This is a genomic window from Curtobacterium salicis, from assembly GCF_011759505.1.
GTDB classification, from domain to species: domain Bacteria; phylum Actinomycetota; class Actinomycetes; order Actinomycetales; family Microbacteriaceae; genus Curtobacterium; species Curtobacterium salicis.
Genome location: NZ_JAAOYO010000003.1, coordinates 701,828 through 720,899 on the forward strand (window position 1 = coordinate 701,828; position 19,072 = coordinate 720,899).

Here is a 19,072-nt window from a genome sequence, read left to right on the forward strand (position 1 = left end):
TGCTCCTTCGCGGGTGCTGTCCGGACTCGGACGTCGATCAGAAGGCGGGCGTGCCGCCGGCGACCGTGATCGTCGAACCGGACTGGTAGCTCGATTCTGGACTGACCAGGTGGACGTACGCCGCGGCCAGCTCGGCCGGCTGACCCGGGCGACCGTACGGTGCCTGCTGGCCGAAGGTCGACACCGTCTCGGCGTCGTCCGAGCCCGGCTGCAGCGGCGTCCACACCGGACCCGGGGCGACCGAGTTCACGCGGATGCCCTTCGGCGCCAGCTGCTGGGCGACCGCCTCGGTGAAGAGCTTGATGGCGCCCTTCGAGACGGCGTAGTCGATCTTGTCCGGCGACGGGGTGGACGCCTGGATCGAGCCCGTGGTGACGATCGTCGAGCCCGGCTCCAGGTGCGGCACGGCGGCCTTCGTCAGCCAGAACAGCGAGTAGATGTTCGTCTTGAAGGTCGAGTCGAACATCGACGTGTCGAGGGTCAGGATGTCCTCGTTGCTGTCCATCCGGCCGGCGACCATGACCAGGGTGTCCAGGCCGCCGAGCTCGTCGACGCCCTTCTGCACCAGGGCGCTGCAGTACTGCTCGTCGGAGATGTCACCCGGGAACAGCACCGCCTTGCGGCCCTCGCCCTCGAGCAGGTCGCGGACCTCCTCGGCGTCCTCCTGCTCGTCCGGCAGGTAGGAGAGCACCAGGTCGGCGCCCTCCCGCGAGAGGGCGATCGCGGCGGCGCGACCGATGCCGGAGTCGGCGCCCGTGACGATGCCACGGAAGCCCTCCAGCCGACCCTTGCCGACGTAGCTCTCCTCGCCGTGGTCCGGCTTCGGGTCCATCTTCCACGCGGCCCCGGGCAGCGACTGCTCCTGCTTCGGGAACGGCGGCACCGGGTACAGGGTGGTCGGGTCGTGCTTCTCGTACTGGCTCATGGGTCCACTGTCCTCTCGGGGCACTGAGGGCCGCTCCGGCTACTGCAGCGCGGTGAACGAGGCGTCGCGGACGAGCAGCGTCGTCGCGTCGCCGTCCACGGCCTGGTCGGGGTCGCTCGACAGGCCGAGGGACCACGAGCCGCCACCCGGACGCTCCGGCAGGGTGAACTCGACGGTGGTCTCCGACGCGTTGAGCAGCAGCGCGATGCTGTCGTCGCCCTGCGCGAGCACGAGGATCACGGCACGGTTGCCGCCGTCGGTCCAGTCACCGTCCTCGAAGCCGTTCGCGTCGGCGCGGAGCACGGACACGGTCGACGACGAGTCGCCGGGGGCGGTCCGGTACCACTCGGGACGGAGCGCGACGTGCTCCTTGCGGAAGGCGATGGCCGCGGTCGTGAAGGCGAGCAGGTCCTGGTCGGCTGCGGCCCAGTCGAACCACGAGATCTCGTCGTCCTGGCAGTAGGCGTTGTTGTTGCCGCCCTGCGAGCGGGCGATCTCGTCGCCGCCCAGGATCATCGGCACTCCGGCCGAGAGCAGCAGCGTGCCGAGGAAGTTCCGACGCTGGCGGTCGCGGTAGTCGTTCACCGCGCCGTCGTCCGTCGGGCCCTCGATGCCACCGTTGAACGAGGTGTTGTTGCTCTCGCCGTCGTTGTTGTCCTCACCGTTCGCCTCGTTGTGCTTCTCGGCGTACATCGTGAGGTCGGCCAGCGTGAACCCGTCGTGCGCGGTGACGAAGTCGACCGAGCAGAGGGGCGAGCGGCGGGACCCCTCGTAGACGTCCGGGGAGCCGAGGACACGCTGCACGGCGTCGCCGAGGGTGCCCTCGTCGCCGCGCCAGAACGAGCGGAGGTCGTCGCGGTACTTGCCGTTCCACTCGGACCAGTCGGCCGGGAAGCCGCCGACCTGGTAGCCCGCGGTGTCCCACGGCTCGGCGATCATCTTCACGTCGCGGAGCACCGGGTCCTGGTGGATGATGTCGAGGAACGCCGAGTGCTTCTCGGCCTCGCCGTCCTGACGGGTCAGCGTCGTCGCGAGGTCGAAGCGGAAGCCGTCGACGTGCATCTCCTCGACCCAGTAGCGGAGCGAGTCCGTGATGAGGCCGAGCGCGGTCGGGTGCGACACGTTGAGGCTGTTGCCCGTGCCGGTGGTGTCGAAGTAGTTCGCCTCGTCGCCCTCGACCAGCCGGTAGTACGACTGGTTGTCGAGGCCCTTGAAGGACAGCGTCGGGCCCATGTGGTTGCCCTCGGCCGTGTGGTTGTAGACGACGTCCAGGATGACCTCGAGGCCCGCGGCGTGCAGGGCCTTGACCATCTCCTTGAACTCCGCGACCTGCTGGCCGGCGGTGCCCGAGGCCGAGTACTCGTTGTGCGGGGCGAAGAAGCCGATGCTGTTGTAGCCCCAGTAGTTGCGGAGGCCCTTGTCCACGAGCGTGGAGTCCTGCACGAACTGGTGGATCGGCAGCAGCTCGACGGCGGTGATGCCGAGGTCGGTGAGGTGCTTGATCGCGGCGGGGTGCGCCAGGCCCGCGTAGGTGCCGCGGATCTCCTCGGGGACGTCGGGGTGCTGCTTCGTGAAGCCCTTCACGTGGACCTCGTAGACGACGGTGTCGGCCAGCGGGGTCTCGAGACGGGTGTCGCCCTGCCAGTCGAACGAGCGGTCGGCGACGATCGAGCGCGGCATGGCGGCGGCCGAGTCGGACTCGTCCATCTGCTCGGGCTCGTTCATGTCGTGGCCGAACAGCTCCTGGCCCCACTGGTAGTCGCCGTCGATCGCGGTGGCGTAGGGGTCGAGCAGGAGCTTCGACGCGTTGTGGCGCAGGCCGTTCGCCGGGTCCCACGCGCCGTGCACGCGGAAGCCGTAGCGGGTGCCGACCGTGACGTCCGGCACGACGTCGTGGAAGGTGTAGCCGGTGCGGTTCGTCAGCTCGGTGCGGTGCTCGGTGCCGTCCTCGTCGAAGCGGCAGAACTCGATGCGCTCGGCGGTGCTGGAGAAGACGGCGACGTTGGCGCCGCCGTCGACGAGGGTGACGCCGAGTGGGTTCCGGGTGGAGGAGGTCATGACTCCTTCTACCGGTCGGCGACTGTGCCCGGCACCGATCGACGTACCCCGGGGGTGCTCGCGCAGGACGGGCGGACATGGGAACATCAGGTCGTGACCCATCTGCGCCCGAGCTCGGGGAGCCCCGACGGCTTCCGCGTCGTCCGGTTGGCGGGGACCAGTGCGACCCGACCCGCGAGTCTCAGCGACACGTACGGTACCGGCGGCGGCATCGGTGACGAGCGGTCCGCGTTCCGGTACACGGGTGCGGGCGACGCCGACCTGTCCCTGCGCGGGTCCGCGGTGGAGGGCCGCCGCACCGGCACCATGGAGCCCCGCGCCGACCACATCGTCTTCTGGATCGGTGACGGCAGCGCCGTCATCACGGGCGATGACGGGGTCCGCATCACGGTCCGACCCGGCCAGCCGTTCCTGATCGCCGCCTCGCTCCGCTACGACTTCGAGGCCGCCACCAGCCGGGTGTCGATGCTGCACCTGTCCGACCGGCTGCTCCGCTCGGCGCTCGCCGCGGAGGGCGTCCAGGTCGCCGGCCCGCTCCGCTTCCGCCGGGCCGAGTCCGACGCCGACCTCGCCACGCTGCGGTCCGTCCTGCAGTCGCTCGGCGGTGCGATCACGGACGACGGGGTCGTCGGACGCGAACGCGCCGAACTCAACGCCCGGGTCGCCCGGACCGTGGTGGCCACGTTCCCGGTGGACGCCCCGGCGACGACGAGCAGCGAGCGTCTGCGTGACGCACTGACGTACATCCAGGACAACGCCCACGACGTGGTCACCCTCGCGGACATCGCCGCCGCGGCGGGCATGAGCCCGCGTGGGCTCCAGCAGTCCTTCAACCGCTCGGTCGGGGTCTCGCCGCTGGCGCACCTGCGCAACGTCCGACTCGACGCCGTGCACGAGGCGCTGCGGTCCGCCGACCCGTCGACCGCTGCGGTGGCCGAGGTCGCCCGGCAGTGGGGGTTCGCGCACCTGGGTCGGTTCTCCGGCGCGTACCGGGCTCGCTTCGGGGAGCTGCCGAGCGCGACGCTGCGGAGCGGCGTGCACGCCGACGACTGACCCGCAGCCCCGGACAGCGCGGCACCCGAGGACACCGCGGCAGCCAGGACACCGCGGCAGCCCGGGAGGCCCGGTGCCGCCTCGCCCCACCGCCCGCCTCAGTCGCGGTGCGCGTCCACCGCGGCCCGCGCTGCCCGCACCACCTCGGCGTCGGTCTCGAAGTGCCCGGTCCCGGCGTCCCCGGCGCCCATCGGGACACCTCCGTGCGCGGTGTCCGCCAGTCGCTTGGCCGAGAGGTGCACGGCGGCGGCCCCGGTGGCGAGCAGCACGGGCACGTCCGCGGGGGTGACCCCGGCGCCGGCCATCACCTGGACGGGCCCGGCGGCGGCGACCATCCGGACGATGGTGTCGGCGCCGGCGAGGGCGGTCGGGGCACCGCCGGAGGTGAGCACCCGGGTGAACCCGAGGTCGGCGAGTCCGGCGACGGCGGCGACCGGGTCGACGGCGTGGTCGATCGCGCGGTGCAGGGTGACCTCGGCGTCGGACCGCTCGGTGCGGGCTGCGGCCACGAAGCGGGCGAGCACGGCGGTGTCGAGCGTCCGGTCCGGGCGGAGGGCACCGACCACGACTCCGGTCGCCCCGGAGCGCAGGACGGCGACGAGTTCGCGCTCCATCAGGTCGACCTCGTCGGGGTCGTGCACGAACCCGCCGGGGCGGCAGCGGACCAGGACGTGCACGGGGAGCCCGGTCGCGACGGCGGCCTCGACCAGTCCCTGCGACGGGGTCAGGCCGCCGAGTTCCAGGGCACTGCAGAGTTCCACCCGATCGGCGCCGCCCGACAGCGCGGTGGCGGCCCCGGTCGGCGACGTGACCGCGATCTCGAGCGAACGGGTGGCGGGACGGTCGTTCATGCGTGTGCTCCGAGTGGTCGGTCGGACGCCGGGATGATCCGGGCGGTCAGGTCGGGCGGCTCCGGGAAGGTCCGGTCGAAGGGGAACACCGGCCGTTCGATCCGGTGGTGGCCGAGGCGTTCGAGGTCCTGGTCGACACCGCCCGGGGTGAGCGCGAGCATCCAGTCGGCGGCCATGTCGTACAGCTCGGGTTCCAGGTAGCCGATCTTCACGACGACCAGGTCGGCGCTCCGCGGGTCGAGGTCCAGGTCGGTGAAGTCGTGCTCGTGGTGGTACGGCTTCCGCAGCTCGGTGAGGATCGCGAAGACGCTGCCGACCTGCAGCACGACCTCGGTCCGGGCGTCCCGGTCGCCGGTCCTGACCGCGTGCACACGTCCGGTCATGGTGAGCGGTCCGGCGTGCAGGTCGTCGACCTCGGCGCCCGCGGTGACGGTGACGGTCGCACCGACGCCGGCCTCGACGCACGCGGCGACCGCGGCGGGGCCGGGGACGCTGGCGTAGAGGACGACCGGGCCGTCGGCGCTCCGGAACTCGTCGCGGGCGAGCAGCTGCGTCAGCCCCCACGTCATGTCGCCCGAGCCGCCGGCGGTCGGGTTGTCGCCGGAGTCGGAGACGAAGTACGGGCGTGCGGCTCCGGGGGCGAGGGCGGCGGCCAGGCACTCGTCGAACGAGCCGGTCGGGGCGACGAACGCGAAGTCCTCGCGGGCGTCCCAGAAGGCCCGGGCGAGACGTTCGGCCCCGGCGGTGACGGCGTCCTCGTCCCACCCGGTGACGACGGTGACGGCGCGGTTCCGCGGCTGGTCGGCCCAGGCGTAGCCGACCCAGATCGCGGCGTCGAGCACGCCCTCGCCCCGCTCGACGTCCGCGACCTGGGCGTAGACGGACGCGGCCGGCTCGATGCGGGTCGAGGTCTTCTCGCCGGGCAGCAGGACCGGGATCGGGATCCACGCCTTCACCGGACGCCGGGCGCCGACTGGTCGGGTGGTGAGCACGTCGACCAGGTTGCGGACGGCGCGCTCCTTCGTCTCGAGGGCGTCCTCGTGCGGGGCCATCCGGTAGCAGGTGATGAGGTCGCACTGGTGGGCGAGTCCCCGCGAGACGTTGCCGTGCAGGTCCATCGACGCCGAGACGACGACGTCCGGGCCGACCACCGCGCGGATGCGTTCGAGCAGCGTGGTCTCGGCGTCGTCGAGCCCCTCGACCACCATCGCGCCGTGGATGTCGAACCACAGTCCGTCGATCGTGGTGTCGGCGGCGATCGCGGACAGCCGGTCGGTGATCTCGGCGCTGAGTTCCTCGAAGGCATCGCGGAGCACGACCCCGCCGGGCAGGGCGTGTCCGATCAGGACGCCCCGGAAGTCGGCGCGCTCGGCCAGGGGCGCCAGGAAGTCGTACCGGGCCACGACCTCGTCGCCGCGGTCGGGGTGGAAGGCGGCCGCGGGGGTGCGGGTCGGTGTGAAGGTCGACGTCTCGATGGCCAGGCCGGCGATCGCGATGACCGGACGTCGGGTGGCGGCGGTGGTGCCGGTGTCAGACACGGGTGCTCCTGTTCCTGGTGGTGCGCAGCGGGACGGGGGTGGAGAGTTCCTCGAGCGATGCGGCCAGTCCGCGCTGCAGGGCGAACTGGCCGGCCCCGACGAGTCCGGCGTCGGCGCCGAGCGACGCGCGCTCGATGACGAGGTGCTGCGTCACGAGCGGGTGGCAGCTCTCGTAGAGCTGGCTCCGCACGGCGGCGACGAACGGGTCGAGGGTGGACAGGATGCCGCCGAGGGAGACGGCGTCCGGGTTGAAGAAGTTCACGTTGGCGGCCAGCACCTCGCCGAGGTAGCGCCCGGCCAGCCGGACCGCGCGGGTCGTCTCCGGGTGCGCTTCGGACGCCAGCCGGACCACGTCCTGGGTGGAGCTGACGTCGACGCCGGCCTCGCGGAGGATCCGGACGAGCGCGGCGCCGGACGCCACCGTCTCGAGGCAGCCGGTGTTGCCGCACGAGCACGGGGTGTCACCGGCCGCGTCGATGCGCACGTGGGTGATGTCCCCGGCGGCGCCGGTCGAGCCGCGGTACAGGTGGCCGTCGATGATGATGCCGGCACCGATCGCCGACCCGGCCTTCACCGTGATCGCCTGGCGTCGGGTGGACGGCTGCACGGTCTGCTCGCCAGCGGCCATGCAGTTCGCGTCGTTGTCGATCGCGGCCGGCACCCCGAAGTGCTCGGTGAGCCAGGCGGCGACCGGGAACCCGTTCCAGCCGGGCATCCGGCTCGGCAGGTCGACGACGCCCGCCTCGACGTCGACCGGACCCGGGAGGCTCAACCCGACCCCGCGCAGTCCGTCCCGTCCGCGTTCGGTCACCAGGGCGTCGAGGAGCTCCGCGAGCGCGGCCAGGCCGGCCGTCGGTCCGTCGGCGAGCGCGAACGGGACGGTCGAGACGGACTCGAGCGCGCCTCCCGGCAGGACGATGCCGATCCGGACGTGACCGCCACCGACGTCCGCGGCGACCGCGTACTCGTCGGACCCACCGATCCGCAGGACCTTGCGGGGCCGGCCGCCCGTGGAGACGTCGGTGCCCTCCTCGGCCAGGATGCCGTGGCCGAGGAGCTGCCCGACGACGTGGGAGACCGTGGACGGCGCCGCTCCGAGCAGCTGGGCGATCTCGGTCCGACTCGAGGCCTGGCCACTGGCGATGAGTTCGAGCACGCGGGAGCTGAGGTCCGGCACGACTTTCTCCAATCGGCGTCACCCGGGCGCGGTGACCGCCCGATGGGACCGAGCCTACGGGGCAGAAGTGTCGGTCCGCGCTTTCCGCCGTTCGGCAGAAACAGACTATTTACACGAGAACGTTTGTTTTTCCAACGACTTCGGCCATTGACTGTGCACGTGCCACCGGGGCCTGGTCCTGGTCGCACTCCCGTCCCTCCACCACGCCGACGATGGCGTCCTCGCGCAAGGAGACACGCATGACCAAGCCCCGTCGCTGGGCCCTCCTCACCGGAGCCGCACTCGCGGTGAGCGCACTGCTCGCCGGGTGTTCCGGGGGCGGTTCCGCCACCACCGGCACGAAGTCCGACGAGATCGACTACGCGCTGCCGGCGAACTTCACGCCGAACTGGATCCTGCCGATCGGCACCGCCGCGCACCTCAACACGAACAACGGCTCGATCGCCCAGTCGCTGTACGAGCGCCTCATCGCCTACGACGGGTCCACCGGCAAGATCGCGTGGGACAAGGCCGGATCGGTCGCCACCGCCGCCGACTTCGCGTCCGACAGCAAGAGCGTCACGATCACCCTCGGCGACCGGCACTGGTCCGACGGCGAGCCGATCACGAGCCGCGACGTCGAGTTCTGGTTCAACCTGATCAAGGCGAACGCGAAGGACTGGGGCTCGTACTCCGAGGGCAAGGCGCCGGACAACTGGACGTCCTTCACGGCCGTCGACGACACGCACTTCACGATCACGTTCGACAAGGCGTACAACAAGGACTGGATGCTCGCCAACCAGCTGAGCTACATCATCCCGCTGCCCCAGCACGCCTGGGACAAGACGAGCGCTTCCGGCACGGTGACCGACGCCGACCGCACCGCGACCGGTGCCAAGCAGGTCTGGAAGTACCTCAACACGGCCGCGGGCAAGATCGCCGACTACGACTCGGACGCCCTGTGGAAGACGATCTCCGGCCCCTACGGCCTGTCGTCCTTCACCACCGCCGGCAAGGTCCAGCTGACCGCGAACCCGAAGTACGACGGCGGCGAGAAGGCGTCCATCAAGACGGTCAACCTGCTGCCCTTCACCACCGCGGACGCCGAGACGAACGCGCTGCGCTCCGGTGCGGTCGACTACGGCTACATCAACGCCACCGACCTCGACCAGGAGGACTCCTTCACGGCGAAGGGCTACGAGGTCGACCCGTGGACCGGCTGGGCGATCACGTACATGCCGTACAACTTCAACAACCCGGACATGGGCGCCGTGTTCCAGCAGCTGTACGCCCGCCAGGCCGTGCAGATGTCGATCGACCAGAAGAGCCTGTCGAAGGTCGTCTTCAACGGCACCGCGACCTCCACCTACGGCCCGATCCCGCAGGCGCAGGAGTCCGACTACGTCTCCGACGTGCAGAAGGACAACCCGTACCCGTTCAGCACGAAGAAAGCCGCCGCACTGCTGACGAGCCACGGCTGGACGAAGCAGGGCGGCACCATGGTCTGCACCGACCCGGGCACCTCGTCGAGCCAGTGCGGCGAGGGTGTCGCCGAGGGCACGAAGTTCGCCATGAAGGTGCTCTCGCAGTCCGGTTCGACCGTCACCGACAACATGATGAGCGCCATCCAGTCGTCGCTCGAGAAGACCGGCATCGGCTTCTCGATCAAGACGGCCCCGGTGTCGAGCGTCCTGTCGCAGACCCCGACCTGCACCGCCGACGAGTCCAGCTGCGACTGGGACCTGTCGTTCTTCGGCACCGCGGGCAGCTGGTACTTCCCGGCCTACCCGACCGGTGAGTCGCTGTTCTCCACCGGCGGTTCGGCGAACTTCGGCAGCTACTCGAACAAGCAGGTCGACGCGCTCATCGACGCGACGACCACCTCCACCGACGCCAGCGCCGTGCAGGACTACAGCGCCGCCGTCGCGAAGGACCTGCCCGTGATCTGGCTGCCCAGCCCGGACTACCAGATCTCCGTCAAGAAGAGCGGTCTGACCGGCTTCGACCAGGACTCGCTCGCGAACTTCCACCCCGCCCAGTGGAAGTGGAGCAAGTAGCAGCGTGACCCGGACGGGAGGCGCCGCACCGCGCCTCCCGTCCTCCCCACGTCCCGGACCCGAGCATCGGAAGCAGCATGACCACTGCCCTCTACCTCAGCCGCCGCGTCCTGCAGGCGCTCGCGGTGATCCTCATCGTCACGATCGTCGTGTTCTGCCTGCTGCACGCACTGCCCGGCGGACCCGCTCGCGGCGTGCTCGGCGTCTCCGCGACCCCCGCCCAGATCGCCGCGTTCAACCAGGCGCAGGGCCTCGACCAGGCGCTGCCCGTGCAGTACCTCCGGTTCCTCGGACGCCTGCTCACGGGCGACCTCGGCACCTCGTACACGCTCAACGAACCGGTGTCGCAGCTCATCCAGGAGCGCATCCCGAAGACCCTCGTCCTCACCGGACTCTCCGCCGTGCTCGGGATCGTCATCGCGATCCCGGTCGGCATGTGGCAGGCAGCCCGACGCAACGGCGCGATCGACTACGCCGCCACCGCCCTGGCGTTCGTCTTCTACTCGACGCCCGCGTTCTTCCTCGGCCTCGTGCTCATCATCGTCTTCAGCCAGCAGCTGCCGTGGCTGCCGTCGCAGGCGCCGAGCGGCACCACCCTCGCCGAGGTGTTCCAGCAGCCGGCCGGCCTCGTCCTGCCGGTGCTCACCGGAGCCCTGGCGATGATCGCCGTCTTCAGCCGGTACATGCGGGCTGCGACGCTGGAGAACCTCCAGGAGGACTACGTCCGCACCGCACGCGCCGGTGGCTCGTCGACGGCGACGATCCTCCGCCGGCACGTGTTCCGGAACTCGCTGACGCCCGTCGTCGCGATGCTCGGCTACTACCTGCCGGTGCTGTTCGGCGGCGCGCTGGTCACCGAACAGCTGTTCAACTACCCCGGCATGGGGCTGCTGTTCTGGAACGCGGCACAGACCTCGGACTACCCGACGCTGCTCGGCTGCGTGCTCGTCATCTCCGTCGCCACCGTCATCGGCACGCTGCTCGCCGACGTGGCACAGTCCCTCATCGACCCGCGAGTGAAGGCAGGCCGCGCATGACCACCGTGCAACTCGCCCCCGAGACGCCCGGCGCACCCGTCACGGTCGCCGCCACCGGCTTCCGACTGGCCGCCCGCCGGTTCCGCCACAACACCCTCGCCGTCATCGGCCTGGTCCTGCTCGTCGTCATCGTGCTGTTCTGCTTCGTCGGCCCGTTCCTGTACCCGACCGACCAGACCCACACCATGCTCGAGCAGGCGAACCGGAGCTCGGGCGGCGCCCACCTGCTCGGCACCGACGCCGTCGGCCACGACGTCCTCGGCCGTCTCATGTACGGCGGCAAGGTGTCCCTCATGGTCGGCATCGCCGCCGGACTGCTGGCGACCGTCGTCGGCACGCTGTGGGGCTCCGTCGCCGGGTACGTCGGCGGCTGGGTCGACGCCGTGATGATGCGCATCGTCGACGCCGGCATCGCGATCCCGGCGCTGTTCATCCTGCTCGTCATCTCGGCGATCACCACGCCCGGCGTCTGGGGGCTCATCGTGATCCTCGGGTTCGTGTCCTGGCTCGTGCCGTCCCGACTCATCCGCGCCGAGACCCTGACGCTGAAGAACCGCGACTTCGTGCTCACCCTCCGCGCCATCGGTGGCTCGCACGCCCGCGCCATCGGCCGGCACCTGCTGCCGAACTCGGTGTCGACCATCGTCGTCGCCGCCACGTTCCAGGTGGCCGACGCGATCCTCCTGGTCGCCTACGTCTCCTACCTGGGCCTCGGCGTGCAGCCGCCGGCCACGGACTGGGGCGGCATGCTCTCGGCGGGACTCACCGCCGCCTACTCCGGTCGCTGGTGGCTCATCGTGCCGCCGGGACTCGCCGTGATCCTCGTCGTCTGCGCGCTCAACGCCGTCGGCGACGGGCTCCGGGACGCATTCGACGTGAAGGGCCGCGGATGACCGCCACCGAACCGATCCTCGCCGTCGACGACCTCGGCGTGCACTTCAGCACCGAGTCCGGCGACGTGCACGCCGTCCAGGGCGTCTCGCTCACCGTCGCACCGGGCGAGACCCTCGCCCTCGTCGGGGAGTCCGGCTCCGGCAAGTCCACCGTCGCCCTCGCCGCGATGGGGCTGCTCTCCGGCAACGCCACCGTCACCGGCAGCGCCGTCATCGACGGGCACCAGGTCGTCGGTGCGTCCGAGCCGTCCCTGCGCTCCCTGCGCGGCCAGACCGTCTCGATGGTGTTCCAGGAGCCCGCGACCGCCCTCGACCCGCTCACCCGGGTCGGGGCGCAGATCGCCGAGGTCATCCGGAACCACCGGCAGGTGTCCGCCGCGTCCGCCGCGACCGAGGCCTTCGAACTCCTCCGCCGCGTCGGCATCCCGTCCCCGGAGGAGCGCGCGAAGGCCTTCCCGTTCCAGCTCTCCGGCGGCCAGCGACAACGTGTCGTCATCGCGATGGCGATCGCGAACGAGCCGGCGCTCCTCATCGCCGACGAGCCGACCACCGCGCTCGACGTCACGGTGCAGGCCGAGATCCTCGAGCTGCTCCGGGCGCTCGCCGCCGACACCGGCACCGGCGTGCTGCTCGTCACGCACAACATGGGGGTCGTCGCGGACTTCGCCGACCGGGTCGCCGTGATGCTGCAGGGCTCGATCGTCGAGACCGGCGGCGTCGAGGACGTCCTGCTCCGACCGCAGCACGAGTACACCGAACGGCTGCTGGCCGCGGTGCCGCGCCTCCAGACCGCTGCGTCGTCGGCCGAGCGGCCCGTGGTCGCGGATCGGCCGGCGTCCGCCGACGAACCGGACGGGAGGCCCGCCCCCGCCCCGGTGGTCGACCTGCGTGACGTGTCGGTCACCTTCGGCCGCGGCGCCCGCGCGGTGCACGCCCTGCGCGGCATCGACGTCGTCGTGCACGCCGGGGAGACCGTCGGCCTGGTCGGCGAGTCCGGCTCCGGCAAGTCCACCGCCGCCCGCGTCGCCCTCGGCCTGGTGCGCCCCACCGCCGGCAGCGTCCGGCTGTTCGGCTCCGACCTCCGCCGCACCCGCGGACGGGACCGCCTGGCCCTCCGTTCCGGCATCGGCGTCGTGCTGCAGGACCCCGTGGCGTCGCTCGACCCGCGGATGTCCGTCGGCGAGTGCATCGCCGAACCGCTCGCCATCCACCGCCGGCGGACCTCGACCGCCGACCGCCGCCGCCGCGTGGACGAGGTCCTGGACGCCGTCCGACTGCCCCGGACCCTGGCCACCCGCGCCCCGCGGGAGCTCTCCGGCGGGCAGCGTCAGCGCGTCAGCCTCGCCCGGGCGCTCGTGCTCGACCCGCGGCTGCTCGTCGCGGACGAACCGACCAGCGCCCTCGACGTCAGCGTGCAGGAGGCCGTCCTCGAGGTCCTCACCGACCTGCAGGCCGACCTGGGCTTCGCGTGCCTGTTCGTCTCGCACGACCTCGCCGTCGTGCAGCAGTTCGCCGAACGGGTCGTCGTGATGCGCGCCGGTGCGGTCGAGGAACAGGGCCCGACCGGCGCGACGCTGCTGCACCCGACGACCGACTACACCCGGCGCCTGCTCGCCGCCGTCCCCGTGCCCGACCCGGTGGTGCAACGCCAGCGCCGGACCGAACGGCTGGCCTCCCTCGCCGCGGTGACCCCGTGAGCGCCGAGGTGCTCGCCGGCATCGACGTCGGCGGGACGAACACGAAGGTCCTCCTCGCCACCACCGACCTCGAGGTCCTCGACCGCATCGACCTGCCGACACCCGCGCACGACGGCGGAGACGCGATCCTGGACGCGGCCGAGGCGGCGGTGCGGTCCCTGCTCGACCGGCACCGGGCCTCCTTGGCGGGCGTCGGGGTGGGCGCTGCCGGCGTCGTCGACCCGACCACGGGCACGGTGCTCGTCACCGCCAACTCGTTCACCGGCTGGGCCGGGTACGGCGTCACCGACGCCGTCACCGCACGGCTCGGGGTCCCGGCGACGCTCGACAACGACGTCAACGCGTTCCTCCTGGGCGAGGTCGCTGCCGGAGCCGTCGCGGGGGAGCGGGACGTGCTCGGGATGACCCTCGGCACCGGGGTCGGCGGCGCGCTCGTCCTCGGCGGCACCCTGTTCGGCGGCCCGCACGGCGCGGCCGGTGAGATCGGCCACGTCCCCGGCTTCGGCGACACCCCCTGCACCTGCGGGCAGCGCGGCCACCTCGAGACCGTCGCCGGTGCCCGGGGGATGGCAGACCGCTACGCCGCGAGCACCGGTCGACGACTCGGCACCCACCAGGTCGCCGAGGCCGCACGCGCCGGGGACCCGGACGCCCAGGCCGTGTTCGCGACCGCCGGGTGGGGCGTCGCCCGCGCCGTCCTGCTCACCGCGGGGATCCTCGACGTGACGACGGTCGTCATCGGCGGCGGGGTGGCCCGGTCGTGGGACCTGCTCGCGCCGGCCGTCGCGTCGGCGTTGGCGGACGAACCCCCGGTCAGCGGGGCGGCGATCCGCGTCGAGCCCTCGGCGCTCGGACCGGACGCCGTGGCGCTCGGGGCGGCCGCGCAGGTGCGGCGGCTCGTCGTCGCGGCGTGAGCCGAGTGTCGAGGCGGTGCTGAGCGCTCTCTGATCTGCCGGAGCGGGACTCCCGGCACCGGAACAGTGCACCGGCTGGGAGGATGAGCGCATGACCGACGCGCCCGCCCCGACGCCAGCCCGCCGGGAGCGCATGCCGTCCGGCATCCTCGTCCGCACGCCGTACCCGCTCGCCACGCTCGCGATCGCCCTCGCCACCGTGATCGTCATCACGATCGTCGGGTTCGTCCTCGGCGACGTCGACTTCCCGCTCGCCCACGCGCTGAACACCCTGCACACCGGGGCGCTCGGGGCGTTCACCACCGCGGTCTACCACGTGATCAGCCCCGCTCCGGCGATCGGCGTCACGATCATCGTCACCGGCGTGCTCTGGTTCGTGCAACGGGACGTCCGCCCGGCGGCCGCGTTCGCCGGCACCGTCGCGATCACCTGGGTGCCGTCGGACCTCGTCAAGGAACTCGTCCAGCGCCCCCGGCCGGACACGTCGCTGCTGCCGCACCCGTTCGCCACGCAGCCCGACCCCTCGTACCCGAGTGGGCACACCGTGTTCATCGTCGCCATCGTCATCGCGCTGACGTGGGTGCTCCGCGACACCCGGTGGCACACCCTCGCCGTGACGCTCGGCACCGTGATCGTCGTGGTGGTCGTGCTCGCGCTCACCATCGACGCCGTGCACTACCCGACCGACACCGTCGCGTCCGTGGTGTGGGCGCTCGCCGTCGCACCGGCCGCACGGCTCGTCTGGGTGGACTGGGCGATGCCGCGCATCCCCGTCCTGCGGCGCCCGGCGCTCACCGCACGGCACTGAACGCCGTCCGTCACCCGGTGGGTCGCCCATCGACGCGGGTTACGGTGCGGGGATGACTTCCCCGACCTCCGACGACGCGTTGGCCCGGCTGGCGGACGTCGTCCTCAGCGTCGCGCGGGAGCTCGACCCGACCGGTCCGCGCGCGGTCGACGTCGTGCCGCTGACCGGTACCGAGGTCCTGGTGATGCGCTGGGTCGACACGAACCCGGGGACGACGCCGAGTGCCACGGCGGACGCGACGGCCCTCCGCCGCAGCAACCTCAGCGTCGCGCTCGGGTCGCTCGTCGTGAAGGGCATGGTCGAACGGCGTGCCCATCCGGACGACGCCCGGACCGCCCAGCTGTTCCCGACGGCGCTCGCGGCCGAGAGCATCGGCGTGCTGCGGACCCGGTGGGCGGAGACCCTCCGTGCCGCCCTCCACGAGCAGGGCATCGAGGACGACGCCGTGGTGTCCGCCGTCGGACTGCTCGAGCGGATCGAGCAGGGGCTCAGGCCGTCGCGCGACGGATGAGCTCGGCGACCCGCTGCTCGTCGGCATCCGAGAAGTCCGGTGTCACCGCGAACGAGGTCGGCCAGAACGACCCGTCGTCGAGCCGCGCCGGGTCCTGGAAGCCCAGCGTCGAGTAGCGGGCCCGGAACTTGGCGGCGTCCTGGAAGAAGAACACGACCGCGCCGTCCTTCGCGTACGCGGGCATGCCGTACCAGAGCTTCGGTGTCAGCTCGGGCGCGGCCTCCCGTGCGATGCGGTGGATGCGTTCCGCCAGTCCCCGGTCGGGCTCGGGCATCGCGGCGATCTTCTCGACCACCGCCTGGGCGTCGAGTGCGGCCTTCTCGGCCTTCGTCGTCCCGCGCTTCCGGCTGGCCGTCACCTCGGCCACGTGCTCGCGCATCGCGGCACGCTCCTCGGCGGTGAAGGTGCTCTCGGACGCGTCGTCGCGTGCTGCCATGGTCGGCTCCCTCGTCGGTGCAGCCCACGGTAGCGCCATGGCAGGCTCGGGTCCATGACCTACATCGCGGCCGACGACCGCTACGACTCGATGACCTACCGGCGGACGGGGCACTCGGGGCTCGACCTGCCGCTGCTCTCCCTCGGCTACTGGCACAACTTCGGTGACGACGTCCCGTTCGAGACCCAGCGTGCGGTGAGCCGCCGGGCGTTCGACCTCGGCATCACGCACCACGACCTGGCGAACAACTACGGCCCGCCCTACGGCGCCGCTGAACGGAACTTCGGCAAGCTCATGCGCGAGGACTTCGCGCCCTACCGCGACGAGATGGTCGTCTCGACGAAGGCCGGCTGGGACATGTGGCCCGGCCCGTACGGGCAGGGCGGCGGCTCCCGCAAGTACGTCCTCGCCTCACTCGACCAGTCGCTGCGCCGCACCGGGCTAGACTACGTCGACGTCTTCTACTCGCACCGCCTCGACGCCTCCACCCCGCTCGAGGAGACGATGGGCGCCCTGCACACCGCCGTCCAGCAGGGCAAGGCGCTCTACGTCGGCATCTCGTCCTACGACGCCGAGCGCACCCGCCAGGCCGCCGCGATCCTCCGCGACCTCGGCACGCCTCTCCTCATCCACCAGCCCTCGTACTCGATGCTCAACCGCTGGGTCGAGACCGAGGGGCTGCTCGACGCCGCCGGCGAGCTCGGCTTCGGCGTGATCGGCTTCACCGCGCTGGCGCAGGGACTCCTCACCGGCAAGTACCTGGACGGCGTGCCCGAGGGATCCCGCGCCGCGGCCGGGAAGTCGCTCGACCCCTCGTCGATCACGCCCGAGGTCGTCGAGCACCTCCGCGCGCTCAACGCCGTCGCGGAGTCGCGTGGGCAGACGATGGCGCAGCTCGCCCTGGCCTGGGCACTGCGGGACGAGCGTGTCACGTCCCTGGTGATCGGTGCCTCTCGGGTGGAGCAGCTCGAGGACAACGTCGCCGCGCTGGCGAACACGACGTTCTCGGACGACGAGCTCCGCACCATCGACGAGCACAGCGTCGGCATCACCGACGTCGACCTCTGGGCAGGCGCCCGCTCCGGCGAGGTCTCCTGACCCGTCCCTCCTGCGGAACACCGGTGTTCGTCGGGAACGCCGCGTCATGACGCGGCGCGACGGAAGAACACCGGTGTCTCGCGGACCGGGCGGGTACCCTGGACAGGCAATCCAGCAACAACCGTGTATCTACCGGACGCCGGCACCCCGGCGGACAGCGGCGGCACCCGATGGGTCCGCTCCACACGAGTGGGCCGAGAAGGCACACCCCCACCATGCTCCAGGCGCGTTCCTCCGGCGCTTCCCTGATCGCCCTCGCCGGGCGGTCCTACTTCCCCATCGCCTTCGTGGCGCGACTGCCGTTCGCGATGATGGTCGTCGGCGTGCTGACGCTCGTCGTCGCCGCACGTGACTCGGTCGCACTCGGCGGCGTCAACTCGGCCTCGGTCGGCATCGGCTCGGCGCTGTTCGGGCCGCTCGTCGGTGCCGCCGCAGACAAGTACGGCCAGCGCGCCGTACTCGTTCCCGTCGGGCTCGCCAACGCGGTGCTGCTCGGTGCGCTGCCGTTCGTCGTGCAGAGCAGCGCCCCCGACCTGGCCGTCTTGGCGATGTCGTTCCTCATCGGAGCGACTGCCCCGCAGGTCGCGCCGATGTCCCGCACCCGGCTCGTCGCCATCATCCGGAACCGGATGGAACCGAAGCGGCACGAGCGGGTCCTCAGCGGCACGATGGCGTACGAGTCCGCCGCCGACGAGACCGTCTTCATCGTCGGACCGTTCCTGGTCGGCGTCCTGGCGAGCGCCATCGCGCCCTGGGTCGCCGTCGCCGGCGCCTCGGTCCTGACGTTCGTCTTCGTCACGGCCTTCGCCCTGCACCCCACGGGCAGACTGACACTCGGGCAGGCGTCCGACCCGCGGCCCGCACCGGCGCGGCAGCTCCTGCGGCCCCGGCTGGTCGTCGTGGTCGTGGGCATCCTCGGCATCGGGTTCTTCTTCGGTTCGACGCTGACCGCGCTGACGGCGTTCATGGCCGACCACGGCGGTTCGTCGCGGGCCGGGCTGCTGTACGGCCTGATGGGCATCGGTTCGGCGGGGCTCGCGCTCGGGTCGGCGGCGTTCCCCCGGGCCTTCCGGCTCGGCTGGCGGTGGCTGCTCTTCGGCGTCGTGCTGCTCGGGTCGGCGGTCGTGTTCGCCACCGCGGACTCCGTGCTGGCGGTCGGGATCGTCCTCGCCGTGATGGGCATCGGCATCGGTCCGACCCTCGTCACCCAGTACAGCCTGGGCTCCGACCGTTCGCCGGTGGGCCGCTCGGCGACGACCATGACGATCCTCGGCTCGGCGGTCATCGTCGGGCAGTCGATCGCCAGTGCCGTCGTCGGCGAGGTCGCCGAACGTGCCGGTACCCCGGCAGCGATGGCGTTCCCGGCGATCTCGGCCGCCGTCGTCGTGCTGGCGGGCGTCGCCAACCTGGTGCTGACCCGCCGCGACGCGGTCCGCTGACGGGAGGCGCGCCTCCCGTCCGGCTCAGGCCGGCGGCAGGGTGGGTGGCTGGGCGCGGCCGGCGGCAGCACGCCAGTCGTCGTCCGCGTCGGCCAGCTGCGGGTAGACCCGCAGCATCCCCTCCGGGACCACGACCCACGCGTCGCGGTCCTGCTCGCGGTACGACTGCTCGACCCGCTCCGCGAACCCGGGCGGGTCGGACGGCACCGTGCGTGACCACCCGCTCGCGACGAGCGCCTGCCGATGGGCGATGCCGGACCGGACGAGCTCGTCCCGGTGCGTCGACGGGAGTGCCCGGAGCGCGCCCACGTGCACGAGCCAGTCCACGACGGCGTGCATCTGCGTCGCGGTCGGTGCGTGCCCCCTCGTGTCGTCCGACATCGCGGCCCGGACCCGCTCCGGCTGGACCAGCCACGGCACCGGGAACGACAGGTCACCACGAGCCTCGAGTCGGCGGCTCCACGCGGCGGCGTCGACGACCTCCCGGAGCAGGGACTGCTCGCACTGCGCGAACGTGCGCCGCTCGGGGTGGCTGAGCGTCGGGTAGGGGACGGCAGCGCGGCCCGGTGTGGTCACGTGGGGAACCGGCACGGCGTTCGCC

At 71.9% G+C, this 19,072-nt stretch carries 17 protein-coding genes; 10 read left to right on the forward strand and 7 right to left on the reverse strand.

Annotated features, from left to right (window positions below; all coding sequences use genetic code 11):
• Nucleotides 1-37 precede the first annotated feature (37 nt).
• Together E9228_RS11900 and glgX are read right to left on the reverse strand one after the other, a co-directional pair.
• Entirely contained in the window at nt 38-925 is an 888-nt protein-coding gene (locus tag E9228_RS11900) for an SDR family oxidoreductase (protein WP_166780743.1), read from the reverse strand.
• Nucleotides 926-964: 39 nt separating this feature from the next.
• Complete coding sequence (gene glgX, locus E9228_RS11905; RefSeq protein ID WP_166780744.1) at nt 965-2,983, reverse strand: glycogen debranching protein GlgX; 2,019 nt, start codon at nt 2,981-2,983, stop codon at nt 965-967.
• A gap of 93 nt (nt 2,984-3,076) precedes the next feature.
• Between glgX and E9228_RS11910 the strand changes: the two genes are divergently transcribed.
• Entirely contained in the window at nt 3,077-4,036 is a 960-nt protein-coding gene (locus E9228_RS11910; protein WP_166780745.1) for a helix-turn-helix domain-containing protein, read from the forward strand.
• Nucleotides 4,037-4,134: 98 nt separating this feature from the next.
• Here the strand turns inward: E9228_RS11910 and E9228_RS11915 are convergent, their stop codons facing one another.
• Genes E9228_RS11915 through E9228_RS11925 form a run of 3 tightly spaced genes read right to left on the reverse strand, consistent with a single transcriptional unit; the run spans nt 4,135 to nt 7,602 of the window.
• Entirely contained in the window at nt 4,135-4,887 is a 753-nt protein-coding gene (locus E9228_RS11915; RefSeq protein WP_166780746.1) for a copper homeostasis protein CutC, read from the reverse strand.
• A complete protein-coding gene (locus E9228_RS17595) occupies nt 4,884-6,425 on the reverse strand; it encodes a M81 family metallopeptidase (protein WP_166780747.1) in 1,542 nt (513 codons plus the stop codon). Before E9228_RS17595 ends, E9228_RS11915 begins: the two co-directional genes overlap by 4 nt.
• A complete protein-coding gene (locus tag E9228_RS11925) occupies nt 6,418-7,602 on the reverse strand; it encodes an ROK family protein (RefSeq protein ID WP_166780748.1) in 1,185 nt (394 codons plus the stop codon). Before E9228_RS11925 ends, E9228_RS17595 begins: the two co-directional genes overlap by 8 nt.
• Nucleotides 7,603-7,841: 239 nt before the next feature.
• Between E9228_RS11925 and E9228_RS11930 the strand changes: the two genes are divergently transcribed.
• The 7 genes from E9228_RS11930 (at nt 7,842) to E9228_RS11960 (ending at nt 15,498) form a co-directional block, all read left to right on the forward strand.
• Nucleotides 7,842-9,638 carry a peptide ABC transporter substrate-binding protein gene (locus E9228_RS11930; protein WP_166780749.1) on the forward strand — a complete coding sequence of 599 codons (1,797 nt, stop codon included), beginning with the start codon at nt 7,842-7,844 and terminating at the stop codon, nt 9,636-9,638.
• 77 nt (nt 9,639-9,715) lie between these two features.
• Nucleotides 9,716-10,675, forward strand: coding sequence for an ABC transporter permease (locus tag E9228_RS11935; protein WP_166780750.1), 960 nt, complete (start codon nt 9,716-9,718; stop codon nt 10,673-10,675).
• Nucleotides 10,672-11,568, forward strand: coding sequence for an ABC transporter permease (locus E9228_RS11940; protein ID WP_166780751.1), 897 nt, complete (start codon nt 10,672-10,674; stop codon nt 11,566-11,568). The genes E9228_RS11935 and E9228_RS11940 overlap by 4 nt, the downstream gene beginning before the upstream one ends.
• Entirely contained in the window at nt 11,565-13,265 is a 1,701-nt protein-coding gene (locus tag E9228_RS11945) for a dipeptide ABC transporter ATP-binding protein (protein ID WP_166780752.1), read from the forward strand. Before E9228_RS11940 ends, E9228_RS11945 begins: the two co-directional genes overlap by 4 nt.
• Complete coding sequence (locus tag E9228_RS11950; RefSeq protein WP_341849872.1) at nt 13,262-14,179, forward strand: ROK family protein; 918 nt, start codon at nt 13,262-13,264, stop codon at nt 14,177-14,179. Before E9228_RS11945 ends, E9228_RS11950 begins: the two co-directional genes overlap by 4 nt.
• A gap of 91 nt (nt 14,180-14,270) precedes the next feature.
• The gene (locus tag E9228_RS11955; protein ID WP_166780753.1) at nt 14,271-14,987 is read left to right on the forward strand and encodes a phosphatase PAP2 family protein; all 717 of its coding nucleotides are present in this window, start codon (nt 14,271-14,273) and stop codon (nt 14,985-14,987) included.
• A gap of 52 nt (nt 14,988-15,039) precedes the next feature.
• Entirely contained in the window at nt 15,040-15,498 is a 459-nt protein-coding gene (locus E9228_RS11960) for a MarR family winged helix-turn-helix transcriptional regulator (RefSeq protein ID WP_166780754.1), read from the forward strand.
• Here E9228_RS11960 and E9228_RS11965 read toward each other — a convergent pair.
• Nucleotides 15,476-15,934, reverse strand: a complete 459-nt coding sequence (locus E9228_RS11965) for an iron chaperone (RefSeq protein ID WP_166780755.1) — start codon at nt 15,932-15,934, stop codon at nt 15,476-15,478. The genes E9228_RS11960 and E9228_RS11965 overlap by 23 nt on opposite strands.
• 54 nt (nt 15,935-15,988) lie before the next feature.
• On the opposite strand from E9228_RS11965, the gene mgrA reads away from it, so the two are divergent.
• Nucleotides 15,989-17,032 carry an L-glyceraldehyde 3-phosphate reductase gene (mgrA, locus tag E9228_RS11970; RefSeq protein WP_166780756.1) on the forward strand — a complete coding sequence of 348 codons (1,044 nt, stop codon included), beginning with the start codon at nt 15,989-15,991 and terminating at the stop codon, nt 17,030-17,032.
• Nucleotides 17,033-17,247: 215 nt separating this feature from the next.
• Entirely contained in the window at nt 17,248-18,471 is a 1,224-nt protein-coding gene (locus E9228_RS11975; RefSeq protein ID WP_166780757.1) for an MFS transporter, read from the forward strand.
• 24 nt (nt 18,472-18,495) lie between these two features.
• Here the strand turns inward: E9228_RS11975 and E9228_RS11980 are convergent, their stop codons facing one another.
• Nucleotides 18,496-19,047, reverse strand: coding sequence for a hypothetical protein (locus tag E9228_RS11980; protein ID WP_166780758.1), 552 nt, complete (start codon nt 19,045-19,047; stop codon nt 18,496-18,498).
• Nucleotides 19,048-19,072 lie beyond the last annotated feature (25 nt).